Annotated in this window: 22 protein-coding genes; 11 read left to right on the top strand and 11 right to left on the bottom strand. The window is 39.9% G+C overall.

The genetic code is table 11. The features are described 5' to 3' along the window. Positions 1 to 80 precede the first annotated feature (80 nt). The 4 genes from PGN18_RS00180 (at position 81) to PGN18_RS00165 (ending at position 5,939) form a co-directional block, all read left to right on the top strand. A complete protein-coding gene (locus PGN18_RS00180; protein WP_335317327.1) occupies positions 81 to 1,421 on the top strand; it encodes a TolC family protein in 1,341 nt (446 codons plus the stop codon). Between the two features lie 110 nt (positions 1,422 to 1,531). Next, complete coding sequence (locus tag PGN18_RS00175) at positions 1,532 to 2,872, top strand: efflux RND transporter periplasmic adaptor subunit (RefSeq protein ID WP_335317326.1); 1,341 nt, start codon at positions 1,532 to 1,534, stop codon at positions 2,870 to 2,872. Positions 2,873 to 3,087: 215 nt separating this feature from the next. Then, positions 3,088 to 4,086, top strand: a complete 999-nt coding sequence (locus tag PGN18_RS00170; RefSeq protein ID WP_335317325.1) for an NAD(P)H-dependent glycerol-3-phosphate dehydrogenase — start codon at positions 3,088 to 3,090, stop codon at positions 4,084 to 4,086. 1,511 nt (positions 4,087 to 5,597) lie between these two features. Then, positions 5,598 to 5,939, top strand: a complete 342-nt coding sequence (locus tag PGN18_RS00165; protein ID WP_335317324.1) for a hypothetical protein — start codon at positions 5,598 to 5,600, stop codon at positions 5,937 to 5,939. 63 nt (positions 5,940 to 6,002) lie between these two features. Here the strand turns inward: PGN18_RS00165 and PGN18_RS00160 are convergent, their stop codons facing one another. The 7 genes from PGN18_RS00160 to rpmB form a co-directional block, all read right to left on the bottom strand. Beyond that, complete coding sequence (locus PGN18_RS00160) at positions 6,003 to 6,509, bottom strand: hypothetical protein (RefSeq protein WP_335317322.1); 507 nt, start codon at positions 6,507 to 6,509, stop codon at positions 6,003 to 6,005. A 228-nt stretch (positions 6,510 to 6,737) separates the two neighbouring features. Further along, complete coding sequence (rimO, locus tag PGN18_RS00155; protein WP_335317321.1) at positions 6,738 to 8,066, bottom strand: 30S ribosomal protein S12 methylthiotransferase RimO; 1,329 nt, start codon at positions 8,064 to 8,066, stop codon at positions 6,738 to 6,740. 63 nt (positions 8,067 to 8,129) lie between these two features. Continuing rightward, the gene (locus PGN18_RS00150; RefSeq protein ID WP_335317320.1) at positions 8,130 to 8,504 is read right to left on the bottom strand and encodes a GxxExxY protein; all 375 of its coding nucleotides are present in this window, start codon (positions 8,502 to 8,504) and stop codon (positions 8,130 to 8,132) included. Between the two features lie 77 nt (positions 8,505 to 8,581). Next, positions 8,582 to 9,544 carry a signal recognition particle-docking protein FtsY gene (gene ftsY / locus PGN18_RS00145; protein ID WP_335317319.1) on the bottom strand — a complete coding sequence of 321 codons (963 nt, stop codon included), beginning with the start codon at positions 9,542 to 9,544 and terminating at the stop codon, positions 8,582 to 8,584. A gap of 83 nt (positions 9,545 to 9,627) precedes the next feature. Further along, positions 9,628 to 9,783, bottom strand: a complete 156-nt coding sequence (locus PGN18_RS00140; RefSeq protein WP_010599808.1) for a DUF4295 domain-containing protein — start codon at positions 9,781 to 9,783, stop codon at positions 9,628 to 9,630. 82 nt (positions 9,784 to 9,865) lie between these two features. Next, the gene (gene rpmG / locus PGN18_RS00135) at positions 9,866 to 10,048 is read right to left on the bottom strand and encodes a 50S ribosomal protein L33 (protein WP_010599807.1); all 183 of its coding nucleotides are present in this window, start codon (positions 10,046 to 10,048) and stop codon (positions 9,866 to 9,868) included. 44 nt (positions 10,049 to 10,092) lie between these two features. Then, positions 10,093 to 10,326: a 50S ribosomal protein L28 gene (gene rpmB / locus PGN18_RS00130; RefSeq protein WP_025145121.1), complete on the bottom strand. Its 234-nt coding sequence runs from the start codon at positions 10,324 to 10,326 to the stop codon at positions 10,093 to 10,095. A gap of 290 nt (positions 10,327 to 10,616) precedes the next feature. Between rpmB and acs the strand changes: the two genes are divergently transcribed. Beyond that, entirely contained in the window at positions 10,617 to 12,512 is a 1,896-nt protein-coding gene (gene acs / locus PGN18_RS00125) for an acetate--CoA ligase (protein ID WP_335317318.1), read from the top strand. A gap of 70 nt (positions 12,513 to 12,582) precedes the next feature. On the opposite strand, the gene PGN18_RS00120 is transcribed toward acs, so the two are convergent. From PGN18_RS00120 to PGN18_RS00110, 3 genes are read right to left on the bottom strand one after another with little or no spacing between them, the layout of a single operon-like run. Beyond that, entirely contained in the window at positions 12,583 to 13,290 is a 708-nt protein-coding gene (locus PGN18_RS00120) for a RagB/SusD family nutrient uptake outer membrane protein (protein WP_335317317.1), read from the bottom strand. Then, positions 13,259 to 13,963, bottom strand: a complete 705-nt coding sequence (locus PGN18_RS00115) for a RagB/SusD family nutrient uptake outer membrane protein (protein ID WP_335317316.1) — start codon at positions 13,961 to 13,963, stop codon at positions 13,259 to 13,261. Before PGN18_RS00115 ends, PGN18_RS00120 begins: the two co-directional genes overlap by 32 nt. A 14-nt stretch (positions 13,964 to 13,977) precedes the next feature. Beyond that, the gene (locus tag PGN18_RS00110) at positions 13,978 to 17,067 is read right to left on the bottom strand and encodes a SusC/RagA family TonB-linked outer membrane protein (protein WP_335317315.1); all 3,090 of its coding nucleotides are present in this window, start codon (positions 17,065 to 17,067) and stop codon (positions 13,978 to 13,980) included. 200 nt (positions 17,068 to 17,267) lie between these two features. Between PGN18_RS00110 and PGN18_RS00105 the strand changes: the two genes are divergently transcribed. After that, positions 17,268 to 17,453, top strand: coding sequence for a CsbD family protein (locus tag PGN18_RS00105; RefSeq protein WP_090501239.1), 186 nt, complete (start codon positions 17,268 to 17,270; stop codon positions 17,451 to 17,453). A 68-nt stretch (positions 17,454 to 17,521) separates the two neighbouring features. Beyond that, complete coding sequence (locus PGN18_RS00100; protein WP_335317314.1) at positions 17,522 to 18,571, top strand: glycoside hydrolase family 130 protein; 1,050 nt, start codon at positions 17,522 to 17,524, stop codon at positions 18,569 to 18,571. A gap of 374 nt (positions 18,572 to 18,945) precedes the next feature. On the opposite strand, the gene PGN18_RS00095 is transcribed toward PGN18_RS00100, so the two are convergent. Next, complete coding sequence (locus tag PGN18_RS00095; RefSeq protein ID WP_335317313.1) at positions 18,946 to 20,001, bottom strand: hypothetical protein; 1,056 nt, start codon at positions 19,999 to 20,001, stop codon at positions 18,946 to 18,948. Positions 20,002 to 20,314: 313 nt separating this feature from the next. On the opposite strand from PGN18_RS00095, the gene PGN18_RS00090 reads away from it, so the two are divergent. From PGN18_RS00090 to PGN18_RS00075, 4 genes are all read left to right on the top strand, one after another. After that, a complete protein-coding gene (locus PGN18_RS00090) occupies positions 20,315 to 20,623 on the top strand; it encodes a hypothetical protein (RefSeq protein WP_335317312.1) in 309 nt (102 codons plus the stop codon). Positions 20,624 to 20,843: 220 nt separating this feature from the next. Beyond that, a complete protein-coding gene (locus PGN18_RS00085) occupies positions 20,844 to 21,821 on the top strand; it encodes an NmrA family NAD(P)-binding protein (protein ID WP_335317311.1) in 978 nt (325 codons plus the stop codon). After that, complete coding sequence (locus PGN18_RS00080; protein ID WP_335317310.1) at positions 21,818 to 22,273, top strand: DUF2147 domain-containing protein; 456 nt, start codon at positions 21,818 to 21,820, stop codon at positions 22,271 to 22,273. Before PGN18_RS00085 ends, PGN18_RS00080 begins: the two co-directional genes overlap by 4 nt. A gap of 30 nt (positions 22,274 to 22,303) precedes the next feature. Beyond that, entirely contained in the window at positions 22,304 to 23,224 is a 921-nt protein-coding gene (locus tag PGN18_RS00075; RefSeq protein WP_335317309.1) for a helix-turn-helix domain-containing protein, read from the top strand. The last annotated feature ends 24 nt before the right edge of the window (positions 23,225 to 23,248 follow it).

The raw sequence follows: 23,248 nt of genomic DNA, 5'->3' as shown, positions 1-23,248 counted from the left end.
TAACACCAAAGTTAGTAAATGCCTGAACAGATTGAAAATGATTAAAAGTTGTTTATAAAGAATTGAAACAAATTATGAAGATGTTTACCAATAAAAAGTTAATTACCGGATCTGCATTACTAGTGGCATTAAGTTTTAGTCAGCAAATTAGGGCTCAGGAAGTGATCAGCATTGAAAAAGCGGTTGAAAATACATTAAAGAATAATTTAAACATCAAACAAGCCGCATTTAACGCCGCCATCAGCGAAGAAAATGTACGCCAATCTAAAAACGCTTTATTGCCTGCTGTAAATGGTTCCGTTAATCAGTCTATGCAATGGGGAAGAAGCCAGGTAACATCAGGTCTGTTTTTAAATACTCAAAATTATAGCTTAAGTCCGAATGTCTCTGCCAATATGCAGTTATTTGGAGGTGGTGCGCTTCTTAATCAGATCAGACAGAATAAATTATTATTGGCCGTAGATCAAACCAATGTTGAAAAGGTAAAAAACGATCTTATTTTGCAGGTGGTAACAGCATATCTCCAGGTTTTAAATAACCAGGATCAGGTTAAAGCTACGCAGCAGCAATTAGAAGTGGCCAATGCTACTCTAAAAAGAGAACAGGCACTTTTAGATGTAGGTAACAAAACTTTAGCTGATATTTCGCAGGCCAAATCGCAGGCGGCAACTGCAGAGCTTAATTTAACCAATGCGCAGAACCAATTGACCATATCTTATTTAACATTAGGGCAGTTAATGGAAATTCAGCCACCAATGACATTTAAAGTACAGCCGCCACTGGTTAGCGAAATGAACAACATCCAGAACACTTACGTACCAAATGATATTTACAATCAGGCATTAAATAGTTTCCCGGATATTAAATTAGCAAATTTAAATACGAAAGCAGCAGAAAAAGCTATTGATGTGGCTAAAGGCAGTTATTATCCGAAGGTTAGCTTTGGAGGGGGGGTAGGATCTTTCTATCAATATCAGTTTGCATTCCCTGGGAACAATCCATTTTTTAGTCAATTATCAGATAACTTTGGTAAATCTATTAATATGGGTATTTCAATCCCAATTTTTAATGGTTTTGCCACCCGATCAACCGTTAGAAAGGCCAAAATAGTATTCCAGCAGCGCAGAACCGATGAGCAGATTGCCAAAAATAACCTGATCAAGGTAATCAATCAGGCGGTTGCCGATTTAAATGCCGCACAAAGCAGGTATTCTTCTACCCAAAATGCTTTTCAGGCACAGAAAGATGCTTTTTATGTGATCGAGCAACGTTACGCCGTGGGTTTAGTAAACTCATTGGATTACAGCACAGCACAAACCAATAGAAATAAAGCCGAAATAGATTTTATCCTGGCCAAATACGATTTACTGTTCCGTGCCAAAGTCATTGATTATTATTTAGGAAAACAGATTGTTTTTTAAGACCAAAAACTAAGCTGAAAGTGAAGTAAATTTAGCATAAAATTTTTCAACCTTACAACTTCTAACCTTTCAACATTATACATTTAAAAAAACGAAACACAATATAAATTATGAAACTGAAGCATATTATTATTACCGTAGTTGCTATCGTGGCCCTTCTGGTTGTGCTAAAACTGACAGGAGTGATCGGTGGAAACAAAACTGAAAAAGTAACTACAGAAAAAGCATCAGATAAAACTGTTGTAGAAACAGTTACGGCAAGTGGAAAAATCCAGCCAGAAACCGAAGTTAAATTAAGTTCGGAGGTGTCTGGAGAGGTGGTAGAGCTAAAAGTAAAAGAAGGAGATATTGTTAAAGCAGGCCAATTGCTTTGTAAAGTTCGTCCGGATGTATTACAATCAGGTTATGAAAGAACGGTAGCTACTTTTAACGCACAAAAAGCCAGTGTAGCTGCAGCGCAACAACAACTTGCTCAAAACCAGGCTAATTTTATCAATGCAGAAGCTACCTACAAACGTAATGTAGAGCTTTTTAATAAAAAGGTGATCTCAGCTTCAGAATTTGATGCAGCCAAAGCGGCATTTTTAACTGCTAAAGCCAATTTAGCCAGTGCCAAAGAAAATGTAACCGGTGCCAAATTTACCTTAGAGCAAACCGGGGCAAATGTTAAAGAGGCAGGTGCTAACCTGGCTAAAACCACTATTTATGCACCGGTTGATGGTGTGGTTTCTAAACTGTCAATTGAGCTGGGCGACCGTATTTTGGGAACTTCGCAAATGGCCGGTACCGAAATCATGCGTATTTCTAACCTGTCATCAATGGAGGTAAATGTTGATGTAAACGAGAACGACATTACCCGTGTTAAAATTGGCGATAAAGCTTCGATTGAAGTGGATGCTTTTTCTGACAAAAAATTTAGAGGTGTAGTTACCGAAATTGCAAGTTCATCAACGGCAGTTGGAACCACCACCACTACTTCCGTTGATCAGGTAACTAACTTTTCAGTAAAAATCCGCATTACCGAAGAAATGGAAGGCAAACAGCAATCTATTTTCCGTCCGGGTATGTCGGCAACCGTTGATATCGAAAGTGAGTCGTTAACCGGGCTGGCCATCCCAATCCAGGCGGTATTTACCGATAATGCAAAATCCGGCGACAATAAAAATAACGAAGGCAACCAGGAAAATACCGATAAACAAAAATCGAAACTGACCGATAAAAAGGTAAAGCAATATGTTTATACTTATGATGCCAAAAGCAAAAAAGTCAAAAAAACAGAGGTGACAACTGGTATCCAGAACGATCAGTTTATCATTGTGAAATCAGGCATCAAAGCCGGTGAGGAAATTGTGACCGGTCCCTATTCGGCTATTCAGAACAAATTGAAAGATGGTATGGTAGTAGAAAAAACAGCTAAAGACCAATTGTTTAACAAAGACGGTAAGAAGTAGCCTTTTAAGGTATAAGGTTAAAAGTATGAGGTGTAGGCGATTGCCTGTTCGCCTCACACTTTTATCGTAAATGTCTATAAGAAATAGTAACTTGCCACCTTTAAGGTGTATTCCTACGGTTAGGGTGTAAGGTTTAGGTTTTAAGGCATTGGTTTTAAAACTTAAGTTTTACACCCTTTGCCTTACATCTTTTACCTAAAACCTTTTTTATAATCATGGTACCTAAAATAGCAATGATAGGGGGTGGGAGCTGGGCTACTGCCATCGTTAAAATGCTTGCTGATAATTTGTCTGAAAAAGAGATTTTTTGGTGGATGCGTAATGAGACAGCCATTGAGCACATTAAAAAATTCAAACATAATCCACATTATCTTAGTTCGGTTGAGCTAAAGCTTAATCAGGACCATATCTCGTCTGATATCCGTTCGATTATAGAATCAGCTGATTTTGTAATTTTAAATGTACCGGCTGCATTTTTAAAAGAAACCCTCGCAACCATAACCCCTGATGATCTGAAAGGGAAAAAATTAGTATCGGCTATTAAGGGGATTGTGCCGGAAGACAACCTGATTATCGGCGAATTTTTGCACGAGAAATACAATATCCCATATCATGATATTCTGGTGGTAAGTGGTCCCTGCCATGCTGAAGAGGTGGCCTTTGAAAAACTCTCTTACCTCACCATAGCCTGTACCGATGTCGAAAAAGCAACTGTATTTGCCTCTCTTTTAAGTACACGCTACATCAAAACCAATGTCTCTGACGATATTTTCGGTACCGAATACGCTGCGGTTTTAAAAAATATCTATGCGGTAGCCAGTGGCATTTGTCATGGCTTAGGTTATGGCGATAACTTTCAGGCCGTGCTTATTAGCAACGCCATAAGCGAAATGAAGCGCTTTGTCGATGTGGTTCATCCAATAGACAGAGACATCAAAGAATCAGCCTATCTGGGCGATTTGCTGGTTACGGCTTACTCTCAGTTTAGCCGCAACCGTACCTTTGGCAACATGGTGGGAAAAGGCTACACCGTAAAATCGGCACAGCTGGAAATGAATATGGTGGCCGAAGGTTATTACGCAGCGAAATGTATGCATATCAAAAATCAAGGTTACAATGTGGATATGCCTATTTGCAAAGCTGTTCATAACATTATTTACGAAAAACGGTCTCCACAGATTGAAATGAAGTTATTAGCCGAAAAGCTGAGTTAAAAAGGGTAAACTGTCGGATTTATTTCGTGGGCTTTACTGCTAAATAAATGTTGATTATTCAGTTTTTTTGTAAAGCAGGTTTCATTGCCTTTCGGTTGGTGCAGTCCTTCTTTCCGCTATTATCTTTTTGCAAGGGTTGAGTAGGCATATTTTGGTTTCTGCACCAAAAAGGATAGCCGCTTCAATAAGGTTTATTGAACTTGAGGCAGTTGAGGAAACCAAGTAGCGCTTTGAATATTATTAGCCATCTTGCATAAACAGTATTATTTGGCATTGCGCTCCGAAAAGAAATGATTTTTAGCCCGGAGTTCGATAAACTTACATAGTGGCAGCTTAATCAGCTTATTTAAAGTAGCCGTCACCCTGAATTTATTTCAGGGTCTTTACTATTAGAGAAATGCCGACGAATCAGGGTTTCTGTAAATCAGGGTTTATTGCCTTTCGGTTGGTACAGTCCTTCTTTCCGATATTATCTTTTTGCGAGAGTTTCGTAGGCATATTTCGGTTTCTGCACCGAAAAGGATGACCGCTTCAATAAGGTTTATTGAACAGGGGCCTGTGTAAGAAACTAGGTATAGCCTTGCATATCATTAGCCATTTTGCACTTTCTTGTTTTGCAGTAACCTTGTTTTTAGCCCTGGGCGAAGCGGCATCCCTGAAGCGCAGCGGAGGGATATAGCGGAGAACGGGAACAAACTTTAATAGTTGCGACAGGCATTGCGCTCCGAAAAGAAATGATTTTTAGCCCGGAGTTCGATAAACTTACATAGTGGAAGCTTAATCAGCTTATTTAAAGTAGCCGTCACCCTGAATTTATTTCAGGGTCTTTACTATTAGAGAAATGCTGACGAATCAGGGTTTCTGTAAATCAGGGTTTATTGCCTTTCGGTTGGTACAGTCCTTCTTTCCGCTATTATCTTTTTGCGAGGGTTTCGTAGGCATATTTCGGTTTCTGCACCGAAAAGGATGACCGCTTCAATAAGGTTTATTGAACAGGGGCCTGTGTAAGAAACTAGGTATAGCCTTGCATATCATTAGCCATTTTGCACTTTCTTGTTTTGCAGTAACCTTATTTTTAGCCCTGGGCGAAGCGGCATCCCTGAAGCGCAGCGGAGGGATATAGCGGAGAACGGGAACAAACTTTAATAGTTGCGACAGGCATTGCGCTCCAAATTGAGCATAATATTTTGTAAATCAGGGTTTATTGCCTTTCGGTCGGTACAGTCCTTCTTTCCACTATTATCTTTTTGCGAGGGTTTAGTAGGCATATTTTTGTTTTGCACCAAAAAGGGTAGCCGCTTCAATATGGTTTATTGAACAGGGGCCGGTGAAGAAACCACCCCGAATTAGGCTAAGCAGACTTTTGTAAGATAAATTTTTATTAAATAATAATATACTTTGGCTTATCTGCTTAAAAAATAATATTTAAAACTTGATCTTTATTTATGTAACAGAAATAAAACAAATGTTACCATCAACTGTTATCAGTTTAAATAAAAAATATAGCTGTCATGAAAAAGAAATTAGTAATGGGTTTATTAACAATGGCCTTATTTGGCGGTGTAACCCTTAGCGTAAATGCACAAGAGAAAAAAACTGAAGTAGGTAGAGCATTAGACAAAACCGGAAAAGCCATTGGTAAAGGTGCTAAATCGGTAGGTAATAAAACGGCTGAAGTAGCGGTAAAAGGCAGTTCAAAAGTGGCTGATAAAACCTGGAAAGGTAAAATGGCACCAGATGGTTCTGACGTGTATATTAACGGAAAGAACGAAAAATATTATGTAAACGCTAAAGGTGCCAAAATTTGGTTAAAACCAGGTCAGATTAGAAACAGGCCTGAACCTAAAAAATAGCATAAAAATCCCGATGACTTTTCATCGGGATTTTTTTATACAAATCAGCTTACAAGTGGAAATTTACTCTTTAAATTTTAAGGTATAAATACTGTTAAGGTACTCAATGTTAGTATTTGGAAGTTCTTTAGGAGCATCTGTTTTATTGATGAGTAGTTTTTCAACCGTTCGGTTATTCACCTTTAAGTTAAGTTCATAAAGTTTTTCTCCGAGCTTGAGATAAAAGGTATTATCAATGCTTTTCGCTTCACGGCTTATGTCAACAGAAACTAGCTGATAATAATCCATTTTCAAATTATCTGCATAGGTAAAGGGCTGGCGAATGTCAAAATTGATTTTTTTAATTGCATCATTGGCATCTTTGGAATAAAGCTGTATCTGAGTTTTATTTAAAAAACCTGCAGTTTTAGGGTCAAGAAGATCCGCATCTGTATTGTTCTTAATCACAAGGCCTAAGCTTGTGTCATAAGTTATAGGTGAGCAGGCACATAGTCCGCCCCCATTAATTATTTTTTTGCAACCTAAATTGGTAATGAAAATTAATACGAGAACAAATAGAATTTTTTTCATTTAGCTTAAATTATTGAGTTATACCGTTAGGTTTAAAGGCATGATTTTTTGTTTGCAATTAACGGTAATGATTTGATCAATCAGGTTTATTGCGTCCATACCCTTTTTTATTCACTAAACGACGTTGTGGTGGTATTCGCTACAGCTGAAAGGAAATATTTAAGTGTGTATAAAAGCAAAAACCCCAAAAGCAATACTTCTGGGGTTCGTGTTTTTGTGAATGTTTATTTAAACAATTGTTCCGTATAAATCGAAATCTTCTGCTCTGTCAACCTTTACCTGAACAAAGCTTCCATTAGCGGCATAACCGGTTGCTGCATCTATCAACACTTCATTATCCACTTCTGGCGAGTCAAATTCGGTTCTGCCTATAAAGAAATCTCCTTCTTTTTTATCTACCAATACTTTAAAGGTTTTGCCTACTTTCTCCTGATTAATATCGAATGAAATGCCTTGCTGTATTTCCATGATATCATCTACCCGTTGTTGTTTTACTTCTTCAGGGATATCGTCGACCAAGGTATGGGCATGTGTTTTTTCTTCATGCGAGTAGGTAAAGCAGCCTAAACGATCAAATCTGGTTTCGGCAACCCACGCTGCCATTTCTTCAAAGTCGCGTTCAGTTTCACCCGGATAACCACAGATTAATGTGGTACGCATGGCAATATTGGGCACTTTATCCCTAATCTGGTTAACCAGGTCGATGGTTTTTTGCTTGGTGGTACCACGTCGCATCGATTTCAGCATGTTATCAGTGATGTGCTGCAGTGGCATATCCAGGTATTTGCAGATGTTTTCCCGCTCATTCATGGCATCTAAAATTTCCATCGGGAAACCAGAAGGGTAGGCGTATTGCAGGCGGATCCACTCAATGCCCGGTACATCTGATAAGCGACGCATCAACTCGTCCAACTTGCGCACACCATAAAGGTCTAAACCATAATAAGTAAGGTCCTGTGCGATTAAAATCAATTCTTTGGTGCCGTTTTTGGCCAGTATTTTAGCTTCATTAACCAATTCTTCCATAGGCTTGCTCATGTGCTTGCCACGCATTAAAGGGATGGCACAAAACGAGCACGGACGGTTACAGCCCTCGGCAATTTTAAAATAAGCAAAATGTGATGGGGTAGTGAGCAAACGTTCGCCAATCAGTTCATGTTTATAGTTAGCTCCTAGCTCGTGCAAAATGTTTTGTAAATCATTGGTGCCAAAAAATGCGTCTACGTTGGTAATTTCCGACTCCAGCTCAGGCTTATAACGCTCGGAAAGGCAGCCTGTAACCACTACTTTACCTATTTTACCCGCTTCTTTCAACTCGCTAAACTGCAGAATGGTATCAATTGATTCTTGTTTGGCATTATCAATAAAACCGCAGGTGTTAATCACCACGATATCATCTTTACCCATTTTGTCTGATTCGTGGGTAACGTTGAGGTTGTTGCCGCGCAACTGGCCCATTAATACTTCCGAATCGTATATATTTTTTGAACAGCCTAATGTAATTACATTGATTTTAGGTTGTTTAATGGTTGTTTTTTTTATTGTTTTGGTATTCATGTTATGTGTGATAGCACCGATATAAAATGATTACACCGATTTAGGTGAGTACCGATGATATATTTAAACGGACAGTCGTTTTACTTCGCATTTTGTGTTGCCAAAGTTAATCAATAATCCTGTTTTAATTTTGCTGGCTTTTAAGTATGATATAAGTTGACTTTGAAATAACTTAGGTTGGTATCCCGTCACGGATTTCAATTCTACGATTACTTTATCTTCAACGAACAGATCGCCTCTGAATTTCCCAATAATAATATGCTCAAATATTACATTAAATTCCTTTTCTGCAATGAAGTTTAAACTTGCTTGCTGGAGTTTAATTTTTAATGCATTCGCATAGATTTTCTCTAAAAAGCCTGGGCCTAACTGAGTATGAACTTCATAACAGCAGCCGATAATCTTTTGTGTTAGCGTATCTTTTTCATATTCGATCATACATAAATCTATATAAAAATCTGTGAAATCCACTAATCGGTGTAATCTCCTAAATCAGTGGAATCATACACGAAGTGCTACTTAAACAAACTATTCACAAAATCTTTTTTATCAAAGAGTTGCAAATCGTTTATTTTTTCGCCTACGCCAATATATTTAACCGGAATTTTAAACTGATCGGAGATGCCTATTACTACACCGCCTTTCGCCGTTCCATCTAACTTGGTAATGGCCAATGCATTCACATCAGTTGCTTCGGTAAATTGTTTGCATTGTTCAAAGGCATTTTGACCGGTAGAGGCGTCTAATACCAATAAAATTTCGTGCGGTGCTCCCGGTACTACCTTTTGCATCACCTGTTTAATTTTTCCTAGCTCGTTCATCAAACCGATTTTGTTGTGCAAACGTCCTGCTGTATCAATAATCACTACATCCTCGCCATTGGCCACGGCCGATTGCAGGGTATCAAAAGCAACTGATGCAGGGTCTGAGCCCATGGCCTGTGCTACCACCCTAACACCTACACGTTCGCCCCAAAGTTTAATCTGGTCAACGGCTGCAGCCCTAAAAGTATCAGCAGCACCTAAAACAACCTTTAAACCCGATTCTTTAAGTTTATGGGCCAATTTACCAATGGTAGTGGTTTTGCCCACACCATTTACACCCACCACCATAATTACATAAGGTTTATGATCGCCATATTCAAACTGACGGAAATCATTGCTGTTATTTTCTGATAGCAACAATTGGATCTCATCGCGTAGAATAAAATTAAGCTCGGTGGTGTTCAGGTATTTATCTTTGGCCACACGCTCTTCAATTCGTTTGATGATTTTTAAGGTGGTACTTACGCCCACATCAGAAGTAACCAAAACCTCTTCCAGATTATCGAGTACTTCATCATCAACAGAAGATTTTCCTGCTACGGCTTTGGTAATTTTATTAAAGAAACCGTCTTTGGTTTTCTCTAAACCTTTATCCAGTGCTTCCTGTGCTTCAGGTGCAGTTTCTTTCTTTTTGAAAAAATCGAATAAACCCATGTTTAAAATTTGATATAACAAAAAAAGCCCTTCCGGTTAAAAACGGAACGGCCTGTAATATTTTATATTAAAAAATATTAACCTTATTTAGATGCAATAGCATCTTTTACGTGGTCGTTGTGTACGATAAGTTCTTTGAATGAGTAAGCACCTGTTTTTGGTGATTTCACCATTGTAATTACTTTCGAATATTCTTTACCTGTACCTGTTTTAAGGGTTGCAACTACTTTCTTTGCCATGTTCTTATAAATTTAATGATTGAATGATAGAAGGATTGGATGAATGGTTAAACCCTCAACCTTAAACCTTTTACCTTCAGCCTTATTTAATCTCTTTATGTACGGTTACTTTTCTCAATACTGGATTGAATTTTTTCAATTCTAATCTTTCAGTCGTATTTTTACGGTTTTTGGTAGAAATATATCTAGACATACCTGGCATGCCACTTTCTTTATGTTCAGTACATTCTAAAATAACCTGAACTCTGTTACCTTTTTTTGCCATTTTAATATAAATTGAAAACTGTTAATCTCAACAGTTAATGTTTTTTACAAAAATCCTTTTTTTACGAAACGGTTAATTGCTTCGCTGATGCCCACTTTATTGATGGTTTTGATCGCTGAAGTAGAAACTTTCAGCGTAATCCAACGGTTTTCTTCAGGGATATAAAATTTCTGAAGTTGTAGGTTTGGGTAAAATTTGCGTTTGGTTTTAACGTTCGAGTGAGAAACGTTGTTACCTACCATTGCTTTTTTTCCTGTTAAATCACAAACTCTTGACATGACTTGTAAATATAGTTGTTAATATCGTCCGCTTAATTTTTTTAAGAGTGTGCAAATATCTGAATAATAATTGTAAACAGCAATAGCCTAGCCAATTATTTTTTACAATTAATATTAAAAGTTGGTAAAGGCCTATGCCGTATTTGTTATCCCGAATATTCGAATCATCAGCTCTTTAAAATAAATAGTCTGCTTAACATTTGATCTCCATTTTGATACGATAACACTATTTCTCATTGGTATTATTTATTTAAATTAGCTGCCACTAATCCTAAATATAAAAACGAGCGATGCAAATTACATCTTTTAAGCAATACGAAGAAGATTATAAGAAAAGCGTAGAAAACCCTGAGCAGTTTTGGGGCGAAGTGGCGCAAAACTTTCAATGGCGCAAACCCTGGTTTAAGGTATTATCCTGGAACTTTAACGAACCCAATATCAAATGGTTTGAAGGGGCAAAGCTTAACATCACCGAAAATTGTTTAGACCGGCACCTCGCCACCAATGGAGATAAACCGGCCATTGTTTGGGAACCGAACAACCCGGAAGAAGAAAGCGTTACCTATACCTATAAAATGTTGCATGAGCGGGTTTGCCGTTTTGCCAATGTGTTAAAACGCAATGGGGCAAAAAAAGGCGACCGGATTTGTATTTACATGCCCATGGTGCCGGAACTTGCGATAGCAGTTTTAGCCTGTGCACGTATTGGTGCCGTACATTCGGTTATTTTTGGTGGCTTTTCTGCTAAATCCATTGCCGATAGGATTAACGATTCGCAGTGTAAAGTGGTAATTACGGCTGATGGTGCTTACCGCGGCAACAAACAGATTCCTTTAAAAGATGTAATTGACGATGCACTGATCGGTTGCCCAACCGTAGAGAAATGTATCGTGTTAACGCATGTGCGTACGCCTGTTTCGATGTTGAAGGGACGCGATGTATGGTGGGAGGATGAAGTTAAACACGTAAACGATGTATGCGAAGCAGAAGAAATGGATGCTGAAGATATGCTCTTCATTTTGTATACCTCTGGTTCTACCGGGAAACCCAAAGGAGTAGTGCATACCTGTGGCGGTTACATGGTTTATGCTGGTTATACTTTTGCCAATGTATTTAATTATCAACCTGGCGAAGTTTATTTCTGTACAGCTGATATCGGCTGGATCACCGGACATTCATACATCGTATACGGACCGCTTTCGCAAGGTGCAACATCTGTATTGTTTGAAGGTATCCCCACTTATCCCACACCCTCACGTTTCTGGGATATTGTAGAAAAACATAAAGTAAATACTTTATACACGGCCCCTACGGCCATCCGTTCTTTAATGAGTTATGGTGATGATCCGCTTAATGGTAAAGATTTAAGCACTATCCGCGTTTTAGGCTCGGTAGGAGAGCCGATTAATGAGGAAGCCTGGCACTGGTTTGATGAAAAAATAGGTCGTGGCAAAGCGCCTATTGTTGATACCTGGTGGCAAACGGAAACAGGCGGGATCATGATTTCGCCTATTGCAAGCGTAACGCCGACCAAACCTAGTTTTGCTACCTTGCCCTTGCCCGGCATCCAGCCGATTTTGGTAGATGAAAATGGCAATGAAATTAAAGGAAACGGGGTGATGGGAAATCTTTGCATTAAGTTCCCGTGGCCAGGTATGCTGCGGACCACCTATGGTGACCATGAACGTTGCAAGCAGACTTATTTCTCTACCTACGAGAATTTGTATTTTACCGGCGATGGCTGTTTACGCGATCAAGACGGTTATTACCGGATTACAGGCCGGGTGGATGATGTGTTAAACGTTTCAGGACATAGAATCGGTACTGCAGAGGTAGAAAATGCCATTAACATGCATGCCGGTGTGGTAGAAAGTGCAGTGGTAGGTTACCCGCATGATGTAAAAGGCCAGGGCATTTATGCTTTTGTTATTTATCCTGATATGCATGGCGAAGCAGAATTATCTAAAAAAGATATTTTGCAAACGGTTACCCGTGTAATTGGAGCCATCGCCAAGCCTGATAAAATATTGTTTGTATCTGGTTTGCCCAAAACACGTTCGGGCAAAATTATGCGCCGGATTTTACGCAAAATTGCAGAAGGCGATACCAGTAATTTAGGCGATACCTCTACCTTGCTTGATCCGGGTGTGGTAGAAGAAATTATCGAAGCTGCTAAAAAACTCTGATGTAAACCCATTTAACAACAAAGCCTCCTGATTTAATCTGGAGGCTTTGTTGTTTATTGATGGGCCAGTGTTAGTAATCAGCGTTTTGAATTAAGTTTTTGTTCGCATCAATTTCCCGTTGCGGAATCGGGAACACCAATTTGGTTGAGTTCCACGGTAAACTGCCGATGTTAGTCTGCGTTCGTTTTGCGTCATGCAGTGAAAAACCTTCAAATGCAAATTCAAGTTTTCTTTCATTAAGAATATCGCTTAGTGTAGCGGTATTGGTTGTTAAGCCGGCCCTGCTTCTAATGGTTGCTAAATCCTCAAGCGGTGTTACACCGCCAATTGGAGCTGCTGGTGCCAAACGTACATTACTCTCTGCCCTGATTAAATACATTTCAGCAAGTCTGATTACCGGTACATTTCCGTATTGATTGCCGTATTTAGCGGTAAATAAGTCATCATCGTCATAAAAAGCATTAATCCTGTCATCATCTGCCGAATAAGTTTCATCAATCCAATCTTTTGAAATCACCGCATCTCCACGGCCGCCAAAAGTTGATGAACCATAAAATTCATTAAAACCATTAAATCCCGTTAGCGTGGTTACCTGCATAGCAAAAACATCTTCTTTTGTATTGTCGCCAGGTTTTGCAGGTTTTCCACTTTCTGGCATTTTAGGGAAGGCGCCCAGATAAGTACTTGACAGTTGGTAATTTCCCGAAGTAATTACTCGGTTTGCAGCAGCAGCAGCAGCGCTATAATTACCCATTTGCAGGTATATTCTGGCTAACATTGCGGCAGCAGCAGATTTGGTTGCAAAAAAAACCGTTTGTTGCTGGTAGCTTGGCTTCCGCATCCGTTAAATCTGTGATGGCCTGATTGTAAACTGCTGCTACAGTAGCCCTGCTTACATAATTAGCCTCAGTAACAAGATTGGTTGGTGTTAATACGATGGGTACACCCGGATTTGTAGTTGGCGAGCCATCATTGTATGCTTTTCCAAACAGCCTAACCAGTTCAAAGTATGCCGCTCCCCTAATAAATTTGGCTTCTCCTTCCACTCTGCTCTTTTTTGCAGCATCCACTTTGTCTATTGCCGAAATTACATTGTTTGCATCGTTGATTGCGGTGTATCCTGCGGCCCAAACATTATCAACATAAACATTTGTTTTTAAAAGTGATTTGTTAATGGCTTGGGTTAACTCTTCGTACGTGCCAAACCACTCAATGGCATCTGTATTGGCTAAGAAATCAGTCATTAAAAAGGGGCGTCCACCAAAGAAATTACGACTTCCAAGATCAGCATATGCACCTACTAATGCGCCCTCTACATCTTTCGAGGTCAGTAATGCATTTTTTTGCTCAATGGTATCAACAGGGTTTATCTCCAATGCTTTTTTGCACGATGAGATAACTATCAGCAATAGGAAAGCAAATAGGATGCGATTTATATATATCTTTTTCATTTTGATTTTTTTAATTATAGGCCAATGTTTATTCCAAATGAAATTACGCGTGGCTGAGGGGCAGAATAAAAATCAACCCCCTGATTAATGTTGGTTGATTGGTAATCTGCGTTAACCTCCGGATCCCAGCCTTTATAACCTGTAATGGTGGCTAAGTTTTGAGCTGTAGCGTATAACCTTAATTTACTCAGTTTAATTTTTGTTAAAACCGAGGCTGGGAATGTATAACCGAGCGTTAATGTTTTTAAACGAAGGTATGAACCATCAGATATATATCGGGTAGAATTACCTACACCGTTTCCAGCAAACAAACGGGGTTCAGGAACCATGGTAATATCGCCTGGTTTATCCCAATAAGACATTTGATCTGCAGTTTGGTTATCATAACCGTTTGATGCATTGGCACTCATATACTGGCCCCCTGAATTAAAAATTTTATTGCCTTTTACACCCTGAAAAAATATGCCCAAATCGAAATTTTTGTAAGAAAAGGTATTGTTTATTCCGAAAGTGTATTTAGGATTGGGATTACCTGCAAATATTCTTTGCGCTTTATTAATATCAGTAGTGGTAGAGCGGTCTATATTGCCTGAATCATCAATGGTGTTTTTGTAATATAAAGCGTCTCCATTTGCCGGATTTACCCCGGCATATTCAGGAAGATAAAATACACCGATTGGTTGACCAGAAATAGCCGCATTTATTTCATTGCTGTTTAAAATCTGTCCACCCAGGTTGGTAATCTTATTGTTGTTAATTGCCCCGGTTATTGCAGTTGACCATTTAAAAGCACCTACAAAATTTTCTGTATTAATGCCCAATTCAAACCCTGTGTTTTTTAACGAACCTAAGTTTTGGGTTTTAGTAGAAAATCCTGTGGTTTGAGGAATCGGCACATCTAACAGCAGGTCTGTTGTGTTTTTTTGATAGAAATCAAAAACGCCTGTAATCCTGTTTTTGAAAATACCAAAGTCAAAGCCAATGTCCAGCTGTTTGGTTTTTTCCCAGGTTAAATCCGGGTTCGCAATTCTCGATGGGCTTTGGCCTGGTAAGCCACCATAGGCACCTGTGCCACTATATAAGCCGCGTGCAGAATAATTCCCTATTTCAGCATTACCGGTTAAACCATAACTTGCCCTTAACTTTAATAAACTGATGGTTTCGCTTTGTTTTAAGAAATCTTCTTCTGAAGCAATCCAAGCCAATGACCCGGCTGGGAAATAACCATACCTGTTATTTGCGCCGAAACGTGAAGAACCATCTGCTCTTAAGCTAAAACCAACTAAATAACGGTCATTGTATTTGTAATTGGCCCTAAAAAAGTAAGATAGAAAGCTAAATGCACTTTCGTTACTGGTAGCAATTACTTTTGTTGCTGCAGATCCCAGTTTAATATAAGAATCACTGGGGAAATCCTGCCCTTCTAAAGTGCTATACTTAGTGGTCGATTTTTGATAACTGGTACCAAGCACAAAATCAAAGGCACTTTTGCCAGCTGTTGTATTGTAGCTAAAAAAGTTATTGGTATTGGTATTGATTACGAAGGTAGATATATTCTGTCCGTCGCCATTTGAAGTGCCCGTATTCCTAAAAGTTAATGAACCGTAATAGCTTTCCTCATTTTGGTTCAAATTATCCATCGAAAAATCGGTGCTGAATTTTAATCCCTTTGCAATGTTAATATTGGCGAAGGCTTTACCTATCGTTCTGTAAACTGTTGCCTTGTAAAAAGCATTATCTACACTGATAAACGGGTTATAGTAAACAGGGTAGTTTGAGGCTGCCCCAGGCAAAGTTCCGCTGATTAACCCTGACCTTGGATCGATAAACGGTGTAATGGGCGAAAGCGCTACCGATTGTAAAGGACTCGAAAAAGCATTATCATTAGATAGCCTGTTGTTAATGCTGTTTGAAAAATTGAGGTTGATACCCACTTCTAAAAAATCGGTTACTTTATTGGTCAGGTTCAATCTTCCGCTGTAACGTTTATAACTGTTACCAATTACAATCCCCTGCTGATCTAGGGCCTGGCCACCCATATAAAATTTAGTCTTTTCATTTCCTCCGGTTAAATTAAGGTCGTATTGTTGCGTAACCGGATTATCCTGAAATGAGGCTGCCTCCCAGTTGGAGTTTACCTTATAGGTTTGATAATCATTATTACCGGCCGAGTATCTGTTTAAACGGGCTTCAACGCTGGCGCTATAATCATCTAGCGCTTCCTGTAAAGTCGCATAATCTCCATTCAAGAAATCCTGATTAGCCGCGCCTTGCCCTGCCCTCCTTAATATCTTAACATACTGTTCGGCATTTAAAAATTCACGATGGTTTGAAGGACTACTGATGCCTCCTAGCGCATTAAATTGAATCAGCGTTTTTCCTGCTTTTCCCTGTTTAGTAGTGATGAGTACAACACCATTCGAAGCCCTTGCACCATAAATAGCAGATGCCGAAGCATCTTTCAGTACCTCTATAGATTCAATGTCGTTTGTATTCAGATCTGCCAGGGCGCTTGTTGGCGCAGTAGTGCTTGAAAAGTCGCCAGAAGTGATCGGAATTCCATCTACAATGTAAAGCGGCTCACTACCTGCAGTTACCGATGCGGCTCCCCTTACCCTTACCGTTATACCCTGGCCCAGCTTTCCATTCTGTGCGGCTATCTGTACACCTGCCGCTTTACCCTGTAAGGCCTGTTCAAAACTGGTTACCGGTAAGTTCTCCAGATCTTTAGCTTTAACCGAAGCTACTGATCCTGTCACATCCCGTTTATTTTGTGTACCGTAACCCACCACCACCACGTCTGATAAGGTGTTGTTCTCTTCATCAAGGTTTACATTTAGGGTTGGCCCGGTGATGGGCACTTCTTTGGCCTTGTAGCCGATAAAACTAAAAACAAGCGTTTTAGCATCATCAGCAACCGTCAATTTAAAAGCCCCGGTGGCATCGCTCTGCGTGCCATTGGCTGGCGAGCCTTTTACAAATACGCTAACGCCCGGAATTGGTCCCGAGGCCGACGTTACCTTCCCGGTAATGACTTTGCCCTGTGCGAAAGCAAATGAAATTAAACCAAGAGATAAAAGCATACTAAAGAGTAGTTTTTTCATCAAATTGTTAGTTTTAGTTGATAATGTTTAATAGTGGATAGAAATTATACCCTTAATATAGCTAAAAACAGATATAAAACCTCTGGGAATATGATAAAATAAGCTAATAATTAGCCTCCTGCACTAAAAATCAAACAAACTGGGGTTGAAATTGTTACCTCTATTGTTAAAACAACAGTATTCACCATAAAAATACGAGTATGGATAAGTTAGAATTAAAAGGAAAGTGGAACGAAATAAAAGGAAAAGTTAAACAAGCCTATGCTGATTTAACCGATGACGATTTAAAACACGAAGAGGGGCAAGATGATGAGTTATTGGGCCGGCTGCAACAAAAAACAGGTAAAGGAAGAGATGAACTGGTAAAGTGGATCAACTCTTTATAATATCCATTCAATAGCAAAAACAGGCGATCAAAAAAAATGGTCGCCTGTATGCGTTAAAAACATTTTTTATGGCCGATATTGCCCAACGTTTTCCGCAAAACCCCATACTCGCACCTCAAAATTTGCCACCCAGCAGAGCAGGACTGGAAATTGCCTGCCTGCTCAATCCGGGTGTTTTTAACTTTGACGGGAAAATATGGTTATTGATCCGGGTAGCCGAAAGGCCTAAACAAAGCCCTGGTATTATCTCTTTCCCCATTTTAACGCAAAACGGCATAGAAATCCTGGCCGTTGAAGAAAATGATCCTCATGTAAATGCCACTGACCCAAGGGTGATTAATTACAAAGGCGCCGATTATTTAACCACCCTATCTCATTTAAGGTTGGTTTGCAGTGAGGACGGAATTCATTTTCATAAACCCGAAGGTTACCCTTTGTTACAGGGCGAAGGTAAAGATGAAACCTTTGGCATTGAAGATTGCCGCGTAACCTTAATTGGCGATACCTATTATTTAACTTATACAGCTGTTTCGGCCCATGGTGTGGGGGTGGGGCTGCGCACCACTACCAACTGGAAAAAATTCGAACGCCATGGCATGATCATCCCTCCCCATAATAAAGATTGTGCCTTGTTTGAAGAACGGATTAATGGTAAATTTTACGCCCTGCACCGCCCCAGCAGCGTGGCTTTAGGGGGTAACTACATCTGGCTGGCCGAATCGCCTGATGGTATCCATTGGAGCAAACACCAGTGTATTATTAAAACCAGGGCCAACCTTTGGGATAGTGCCCGTGTAGGCGCCGGCGCAGCGCCCATTAAAACCACAGCCGGCTGGCTCGAAATTTACCACGGTGCAAACGAAAAACACCAGTATTGCTTGGGCGCTTTTTTAATGGATTTAAATGATCCCGCTAAAGTATTGGCCAGAACGGAAGCGCCGATCATGGTACCCCAGGAAGATTACGAACTACACGGTTTTTTTGGCGAGGTGGTATTTACCAACGGTCATGTGGTTAATGGCGATGAACTCACCATTTATTATGGCGCTGCCGATGAGTTTGTGTGCGGGGCGAAGTTTTCGGTTGGGGAGATTTTGAGTAAGTTGACCTACTTTTAGTGCTGGGATACTGTTCCCGCTAAATCTTAAGTCAACCTGCCCTTTGTAAGGCTTAACCACAGCTTACACGCTTTTGTTCGTGTTGTATAATTGTTCAGTTTAATACCGTATGATGATGACGGTTTGGCTGAAATGATATCATACTCCATTATAGTATATACCATGGGGTAAGATAATAATAGTTCGTCAGGCTCAGGAATTGGCGTTACTCACTGGTTTGGATGTTGACTTCAGCCAAAACCCATACTAAAAGCGTTTAAGTTATAAAAACGATCGGGTAAAGACTTATTTGAGATTTACAGTTGATGGCAGGCATTTATGAGCTCAGCAGGAAAATCCTGCAATCCTTACTGTTGGCAAGCCTGGAGAAGTTATTATTGAAGTTTGATGATATAAAGTTCATCCCAATTACCGGAATAAAGCGCAAAACCATGTTCCGAACGGTAAAATGCGGGTTCGTAAATCCGGGCCGCCCCGCCCGGTTCCGTCACAGTATACAAACGCGTTTTAAACCTGTCATATTTTTCTTTCTCCACCACCAGCTGATCTACCTGGAAAGAAAAACTCCTTCCGGCAATATCAGTTGAAAAAAATCCTTTGCCACGCCAGTTCGTAGCTGAAGAAGGGAGCGTTCCTCCTCCAAGTACGTGTTTATATTCCATTTTTTCTTCGGGGTAGAAATGTATCAGCCTCACGTCTTCAGGTATCACCGGATCGGGTGTTCCCGTATGAAATACATCTGAACGATAACGATAGCCCGAATCCTCATCAGCAACCTGTGTATAACCCGGCATCTTTTCCCAAAGCATGTACCATTGCTGCTGTTCGTAAAACGCCATCCATCTAAAGTCTTTTCCATGATCCCTGAAAGCACTGAAGAAGTAATAGTTGCCACTTTTTTCCACCGCCCTGATTTTTTGATCAATCCTGTCCTTTGGCCAGCTAAAGTCGGCGTTTAAGCTAACAAAGTGATGCCGGGTCGTATCTCCATCCAGCGGCCAGGTGGTGTAATAGGCCTTTTTTTCGGTACTGAAAACCATAAAACGGTCTATAAATTTTGGCCAGTAACCTTCATATTTGATATAAAGAGAATCTACCAGCTTTCCCTGCTGATCCAATTTATAATAGCGGTAATCATGTTTCGTTTCTTCGTCTACCTTAGGATCCGCATCAATAATCAGTTGTTGGTTTACAGTCGGGAATACACGTATGGGCTCAGGTGATGAGGCACTGCGCATCGATACGGTACAAAGTCTTTCGATTTTGAACAGGTTTGACTGGTAGTGTTCGTTAATGGCCTGAAAATCCACGTATGCCTGTTCCAATGGTAACTTATTGCGTTCCAGTACACTGGCATTTTTCCATCTGATCAGGTAAAATACGGCTACTACAATCACCATTCCTATCGCTATCCACATCCAGTTTTTCATGATTTTAATTAACAGTTTTTTTTCCAGAAAGCCGCAGGATCTGGCATCTGATTTTGCAAATTATCATTTTTTTGGTTTAAGGAACAATAAAGGAACATTTTCCTGATTATTTAAGCACCAAAAGATGAACCAGGAAATTTTTATCATCTTCGTAAACAAAGCGCTGCTCAGACCAGCATGTTAGTTAGTCTGGCAAACTTATCGTGCTGTGGCCAACCCTACCGGCTGAATGGTAAGGGCAAAATTAGTACTATATTTGTGGTGTTGACTGCAAAAACCAGGAATATTGAATCTGCTTTCTTAACCGGATATCATGGAAATAATCATCTTAATGCTCATACTGTTGTTTTTACGCCGGATGTTCAATTCGTTTTTCGGTAATAAAAAAACTGAACCTGGTTTATCTAAAGCAGATTATTGGGAAGCTTTTGAATTGCATGCGCTTTTTGATGACCTGAACAAGGTAAAGACTGTTCTGGAACATACATACGATACCCGGATTGATTTTATCGCTTTTAAGGATGAGTTTTTGGAAGAATTGGGCGAACTTGAAGGGGAAAATAACCCCGATTTTTCAAGGGTCGGCGCATGGCTTGCACCAAATGCCGAATGGACAGGCTGATGGGGCGACGGGGTCGGGTACTCAGTACGTCTGTTTTCAAAAGGGCTGACTGGTGGAAACGCAACCAGTAGTTGCATCAGGCTTATTCATACAATTTCTAGCATTCAGTATTTCGCTGCAAAGTGTATCAGCGTGTTTTTGAACACAAGAAAGGTGGATTCGAACACGCTGCGAAGATCAAATTGACTGAAATTGCACCATAAATAAATAGCAGGTCAATATGAAAATAGTAGTAACAGGTTCATTAGGAAATATCAGCAGGCCGCTGGTGTTGCTATTGATTGAACAGGGGCATCAGGTTACCGTAATCAGCAGTTCGGGCGCAAGGAAAGCAGCAATAGAGCAGCTGGGTGCGCAGGCTGCGATCGGAGATTTAGGGGATCGCATTTTTTTAAGTAACACTTTCGATGGCCACGATGCCGCCTACTGTATGATTCCACCCTTTAACTTTTTCGGGAAACAACCGCTTGATTATCAGCAAAAGGCATTAAACATCAGTACAAATTATGTTGAGGCGATTCAAAACGCAGGGATAAAAAGAGTAGTACACCTCAGCAGTGTGGGTGCCGAGAAGTCAGTTGGCGCCGGGGTCCTGGTTTTTCACCATATTGCAGAAAGCGTTTTTAAACAACTTCCTCAAGATGTTTCCGTTACCCATCTTCGCCCCGGATCTTTCGATTACAATCTGTATGCCTTTATGGACATGGTTAAAGGCAAAGATTTTTTAGCAGGTATCATCGGTAAATTGCTTTACCTCAGGCATTATGGCTTTAAAGGTCTTTTAAAAGGATATTCAGGCACTATATTGTCTAATTATGGTGGAACCGACAAAATAGCCTGGGTATCGCCCTCCGATATTGCCTCCGCCATTGTAGAAGAAATGTTTGCCCAACAAGGAGGAAAGGTTGTGAGGTATATTGCCAGTGAAGAACTTACCTGTCAGGAAATAGCCTCTGCTTTAGGAACAGCCATCGGAAAGCCATACCTGAAATGGGTGCTGATCAGTAACAAGCAAATGACTGATGCGTTTATGCAAATCGGGGCATCAGCTAAAATAGCCAAAGAATTTACCGAAATGAATGCGGCGATGCATAATGGTAGTCTGTTTGAGGATTATTTCAAAAACAGGCCCATTTTGGGTAAAACAAAAATAAATGATTTTGCGAAAGCATTCGCCTTAAAATATAACGAACAATGAGAAACCTATTTTTAACCATCCTTTTTCTAAATTTTTCCACCATGTTATTTTCACAGTCAAAAGCCGATGATATTGTTGGGCTATGGTACAGTCCGGTAAAAGAGGGCAATGTACAGATATATAAAAGCGGTAACCATTATTATGGCAGGTTAACCTATTTAAGACATGCTCTCGATCATGAAGGTAAACCTGTTTTAGATGTCAATAATCCCGACAAAGAAAAACGTAAACGGCCCTTAGCCGGGATTTTGTTATTAACAGACATTACTTTCAACGATAAAAAGAACGGCTGGAAAGGAAAGCTCTATGATTATGATGGACAAAAGGGAAATACCTATGATTCTTATCTCACCATTACCAAAAGTGGCAGCCTTAATATCAAAGGTTTTTGGGGACTTTCTTTCTTCGGATTAAACCGCGGGCTGACTTTGGAAAGAGTTGATGTGGAATAATCTTATCTTTAGAACTTGTAAGCTACCCGAATGAATGTGCAACAGCCCTACAGAATAAAAACCATCAAGGAATATCATAAAATTCTCGGCATTGGCCATCCTGAACATCCTATGATCAGTGTGATCGATCTGGCCGAAATTACACCTTACAGAAGCGAGGAAAGTATCAGGGTGGTGTTTGATTTTTATATGATCTCGCTCAAAAAGGTGGATGCCGGAGATGTACAGTATGGCTATGGGCAGCAAAAATACGATTTTGATGAGGGCATATTATTCTTTATATCTCCCAATCAGGTATTTTCATTCAAAGCAGATGATGATTTCAGGAGTTCGGGAACAATGCTGCTCATTCATCCTGATTTCCTGTGGGGAAATCCATTGGCCAACGGTATCAAAAAATATGAGTTTTTCAACTATTCGGTAAATGAAGCGCTGTTTGTTTCTGAAAAAGAAGAAATGGTATTGAAAAGTTTTATCCGGAATATTGAGCAGGAATATCATTCCCACATCGATAAATTCAGTGAGTCCATCATCATCTCTCTAATCGAATCGTTCCTCAACTATTCAAACCGGTTTTACATGCGTCAGTTCCTTACCCGGAAAATATCCGGAAGTCAAATCGTGGATAAACTGGAGAAAATTTTAGACGACTATTTTGAGGATGAAAACATCATTAATAAAGGATTGCCAACCGTACAATATATTGCGTCACTTCTCAATTGTTCCCCCAACTATCTAAGCGGAATGTTGAAGGCACTTACGGGTCAGAATACACAGCAACACATCCACGGGAAAATTATTGAAAAAGCAAAAGAAAAACTTTCCACTACCACACTTACCGTTGGGGAAATTGCTTTCGCACTGGGATTCGACTATCCCCAATCGTTTAGCAAATTATTTAAAAGTAAAACCGATTTCACTCCGGTTGAGTTCCGGGCGTCCTTCAATTAATCTTAAATTATTGCTGATAACGGG

The organism is Pedobacter terrae (assembly GCF_036946585.1).
GTDB lineage: Bacteria > Bacteroidota > Bacteroidia > Sphingobacteriales > Sphingobacteriaceae > Pedobacter > Pedobacter terrae_C.
Note: the sequence above shows the minus strand (reverse complement) of the source record. Positions and strands in the feature narration are given on the sequence as shown.

What these genes read in the sequence shown, in the direction of transcription:
- PGN18_RS00180 (WP_335317327.1), top strand. Translation starts at nt 81, where the DNA reads ATGTTTACCAATAAAAAGTTAATTACCGGATCTGCATTACTAGTGGCA.
- PGN18_RS00175 (WP_335317326.1), top strand. Translation starts at nt 1,532, where the DNA reads ATGAAACTGAAGCATATTATTATTACCGTAGTTGCTATCGTGGCCCTT.
- PGN18_RS00170 (WP_335317325.1), top strand. Translation starts at nt 3,088, where the DNA reads ATGGTACCTAAAATAGCAATGATAGGGGGTGGGAGCTGGGCTACTGCC.
- PGN18_RS00165 (WP_335317324.1), top strand. Translation starts at nt 5,598, where the DNA reads ATGAAAAAGAAATTAGTAATGGGTTTATTAACAATGGCCTTATTTGGC.
- PGN18_RS00160 (WP_335317322.1), bottom strand. Translation starts at nt 6,509, where the DNA reads ATGAAAAAAATTCTATTTGTTCTCGTATTAATTTTCATTACCAATTTA.
- rimO (WP_335317321.1), bottom strand. Translation starts at nt 8,066, where the DNA reads ATGAATACCAAAACAATAAAAAAAACAACCATTAAACAACCTAAAATC.
- PGN18_RS00150 (WP_335317320.1), bottom strand. Translation starts at nt 8,504, where the DNA reads ATGATCGAATATGAAAAAGATACGCTAACACAAAAGATTATCGGCTGC.
- ftsY (WP_335317319.1), bottom strand. Translation starts at nt 9,544, where the DNA reads ATGGGTTTATTCGATTTTTTCAAAAAGAAAGAAACTGCACCTGAAGCA.
- PGN18_RS00140 (WP_010599808.1), bottom strand. Translation starts at nt 9,783, where the DNA reads ATGGCAAAGAAAGTAGTTGCAACCCTTAAAACAGGTACAGGTAAAGAA.
- rpmG (WP_010599807.1), bottom strand. Translation starts at nt 10,048, where the DNA reads ATGGCAAAAAAAGGTAACAGAGTTCAGGTTATTTTAGAATGTACTGAA.
- rpmB (WP_025145121.1), bottom strand. Translation starts at nt 10,326, where the DNA reads ATGTCAAGAGTTTGTGATTTAACAGGAAAAAAAGCAATGGTAGGTAAC.
- acs (WP_335317318.1), top strand. Translation starts at nt 10,617, where the DNA reads ATGCAAATTACATCTTTTAAGCAATACGAAGAAGATTATAAGAAAAGC.
- PGN18_RS00120 (WP_335317317.1), bottom strand. Translation starts at nt 13,290, where the DNA reads ATGTTAGCCAGAATATACCTGCAAATGGGTAATTATAGCGCTGCTGCT.
- PGN18_RS00115 (WP_335317316.1), bottom strand. Translation starts at nt 13,963, where the DNA reads ATGAAAAAGATATATATAAATCGCATCCTATTTGCTTTCCTATTGCTG.
- PGN18_RS00110 (WP_335317315.1), bottom strand. Translation starts at nt 17,067, where the DNA reads ATGAAAAAACTACTCTTTAGTATGCTTTTATCTCTTGGTTTAATTTCA.
- PGN18_RS00105 (WP_090501239.1), top strand. Translation starts at nt 17,268, where the DNA reads ATGGATAAGTTAGAATTAAAAGGAAAGTGGAACGAAATAAAAGGAAAA.
- PGN18_RS00100 (WP_335317314.1), top strand. Translation starts at nt 17,522, where the DNA reads ATGGCCGATATTGCCCAACGTTTTCCGCAAAACCCCATACTCGCACCT.
- PGN18_RS00095 (WP_335317313.1), bottom strand. Translation starts at nt 20,001, where the DNA reads ATGAAAAACTGGATGTGGATAGCGATAGGAATGGTGATTGTAGTAGCC.
- PGN18_RS00090 (WP_335317312.1), top strand. Translation starts at nt 20,315, where the DNA reads ATGGAAATAATCATCTTAATGCTCATACTGTTGTTTTTACGCCGGATG.
- PGN18_RS00085 (WP_335317311.1), top strand. Translation starts at nt 20,844, where the DNA reads ATGAAAATAGTAGTAACAGGTTCATTAGGAAATATCAGCAGGCCGCTG.
- PGN18_RS00080 (WP_335317310.1), top strand. Translation starts at nt 21,818, where the DNA reads ATGAGAAACCTATTTTTAACCATCCTTTTTCTAAATTTTTCCACCATG.
- PGN18_RS00075 (WP_335317309.1), top strand. Translation starts at nt 22,304, where the DNA reads ATGAATGTGCAACAGCCCTACAGAATAAAAACCATCAAGGAATATCAT.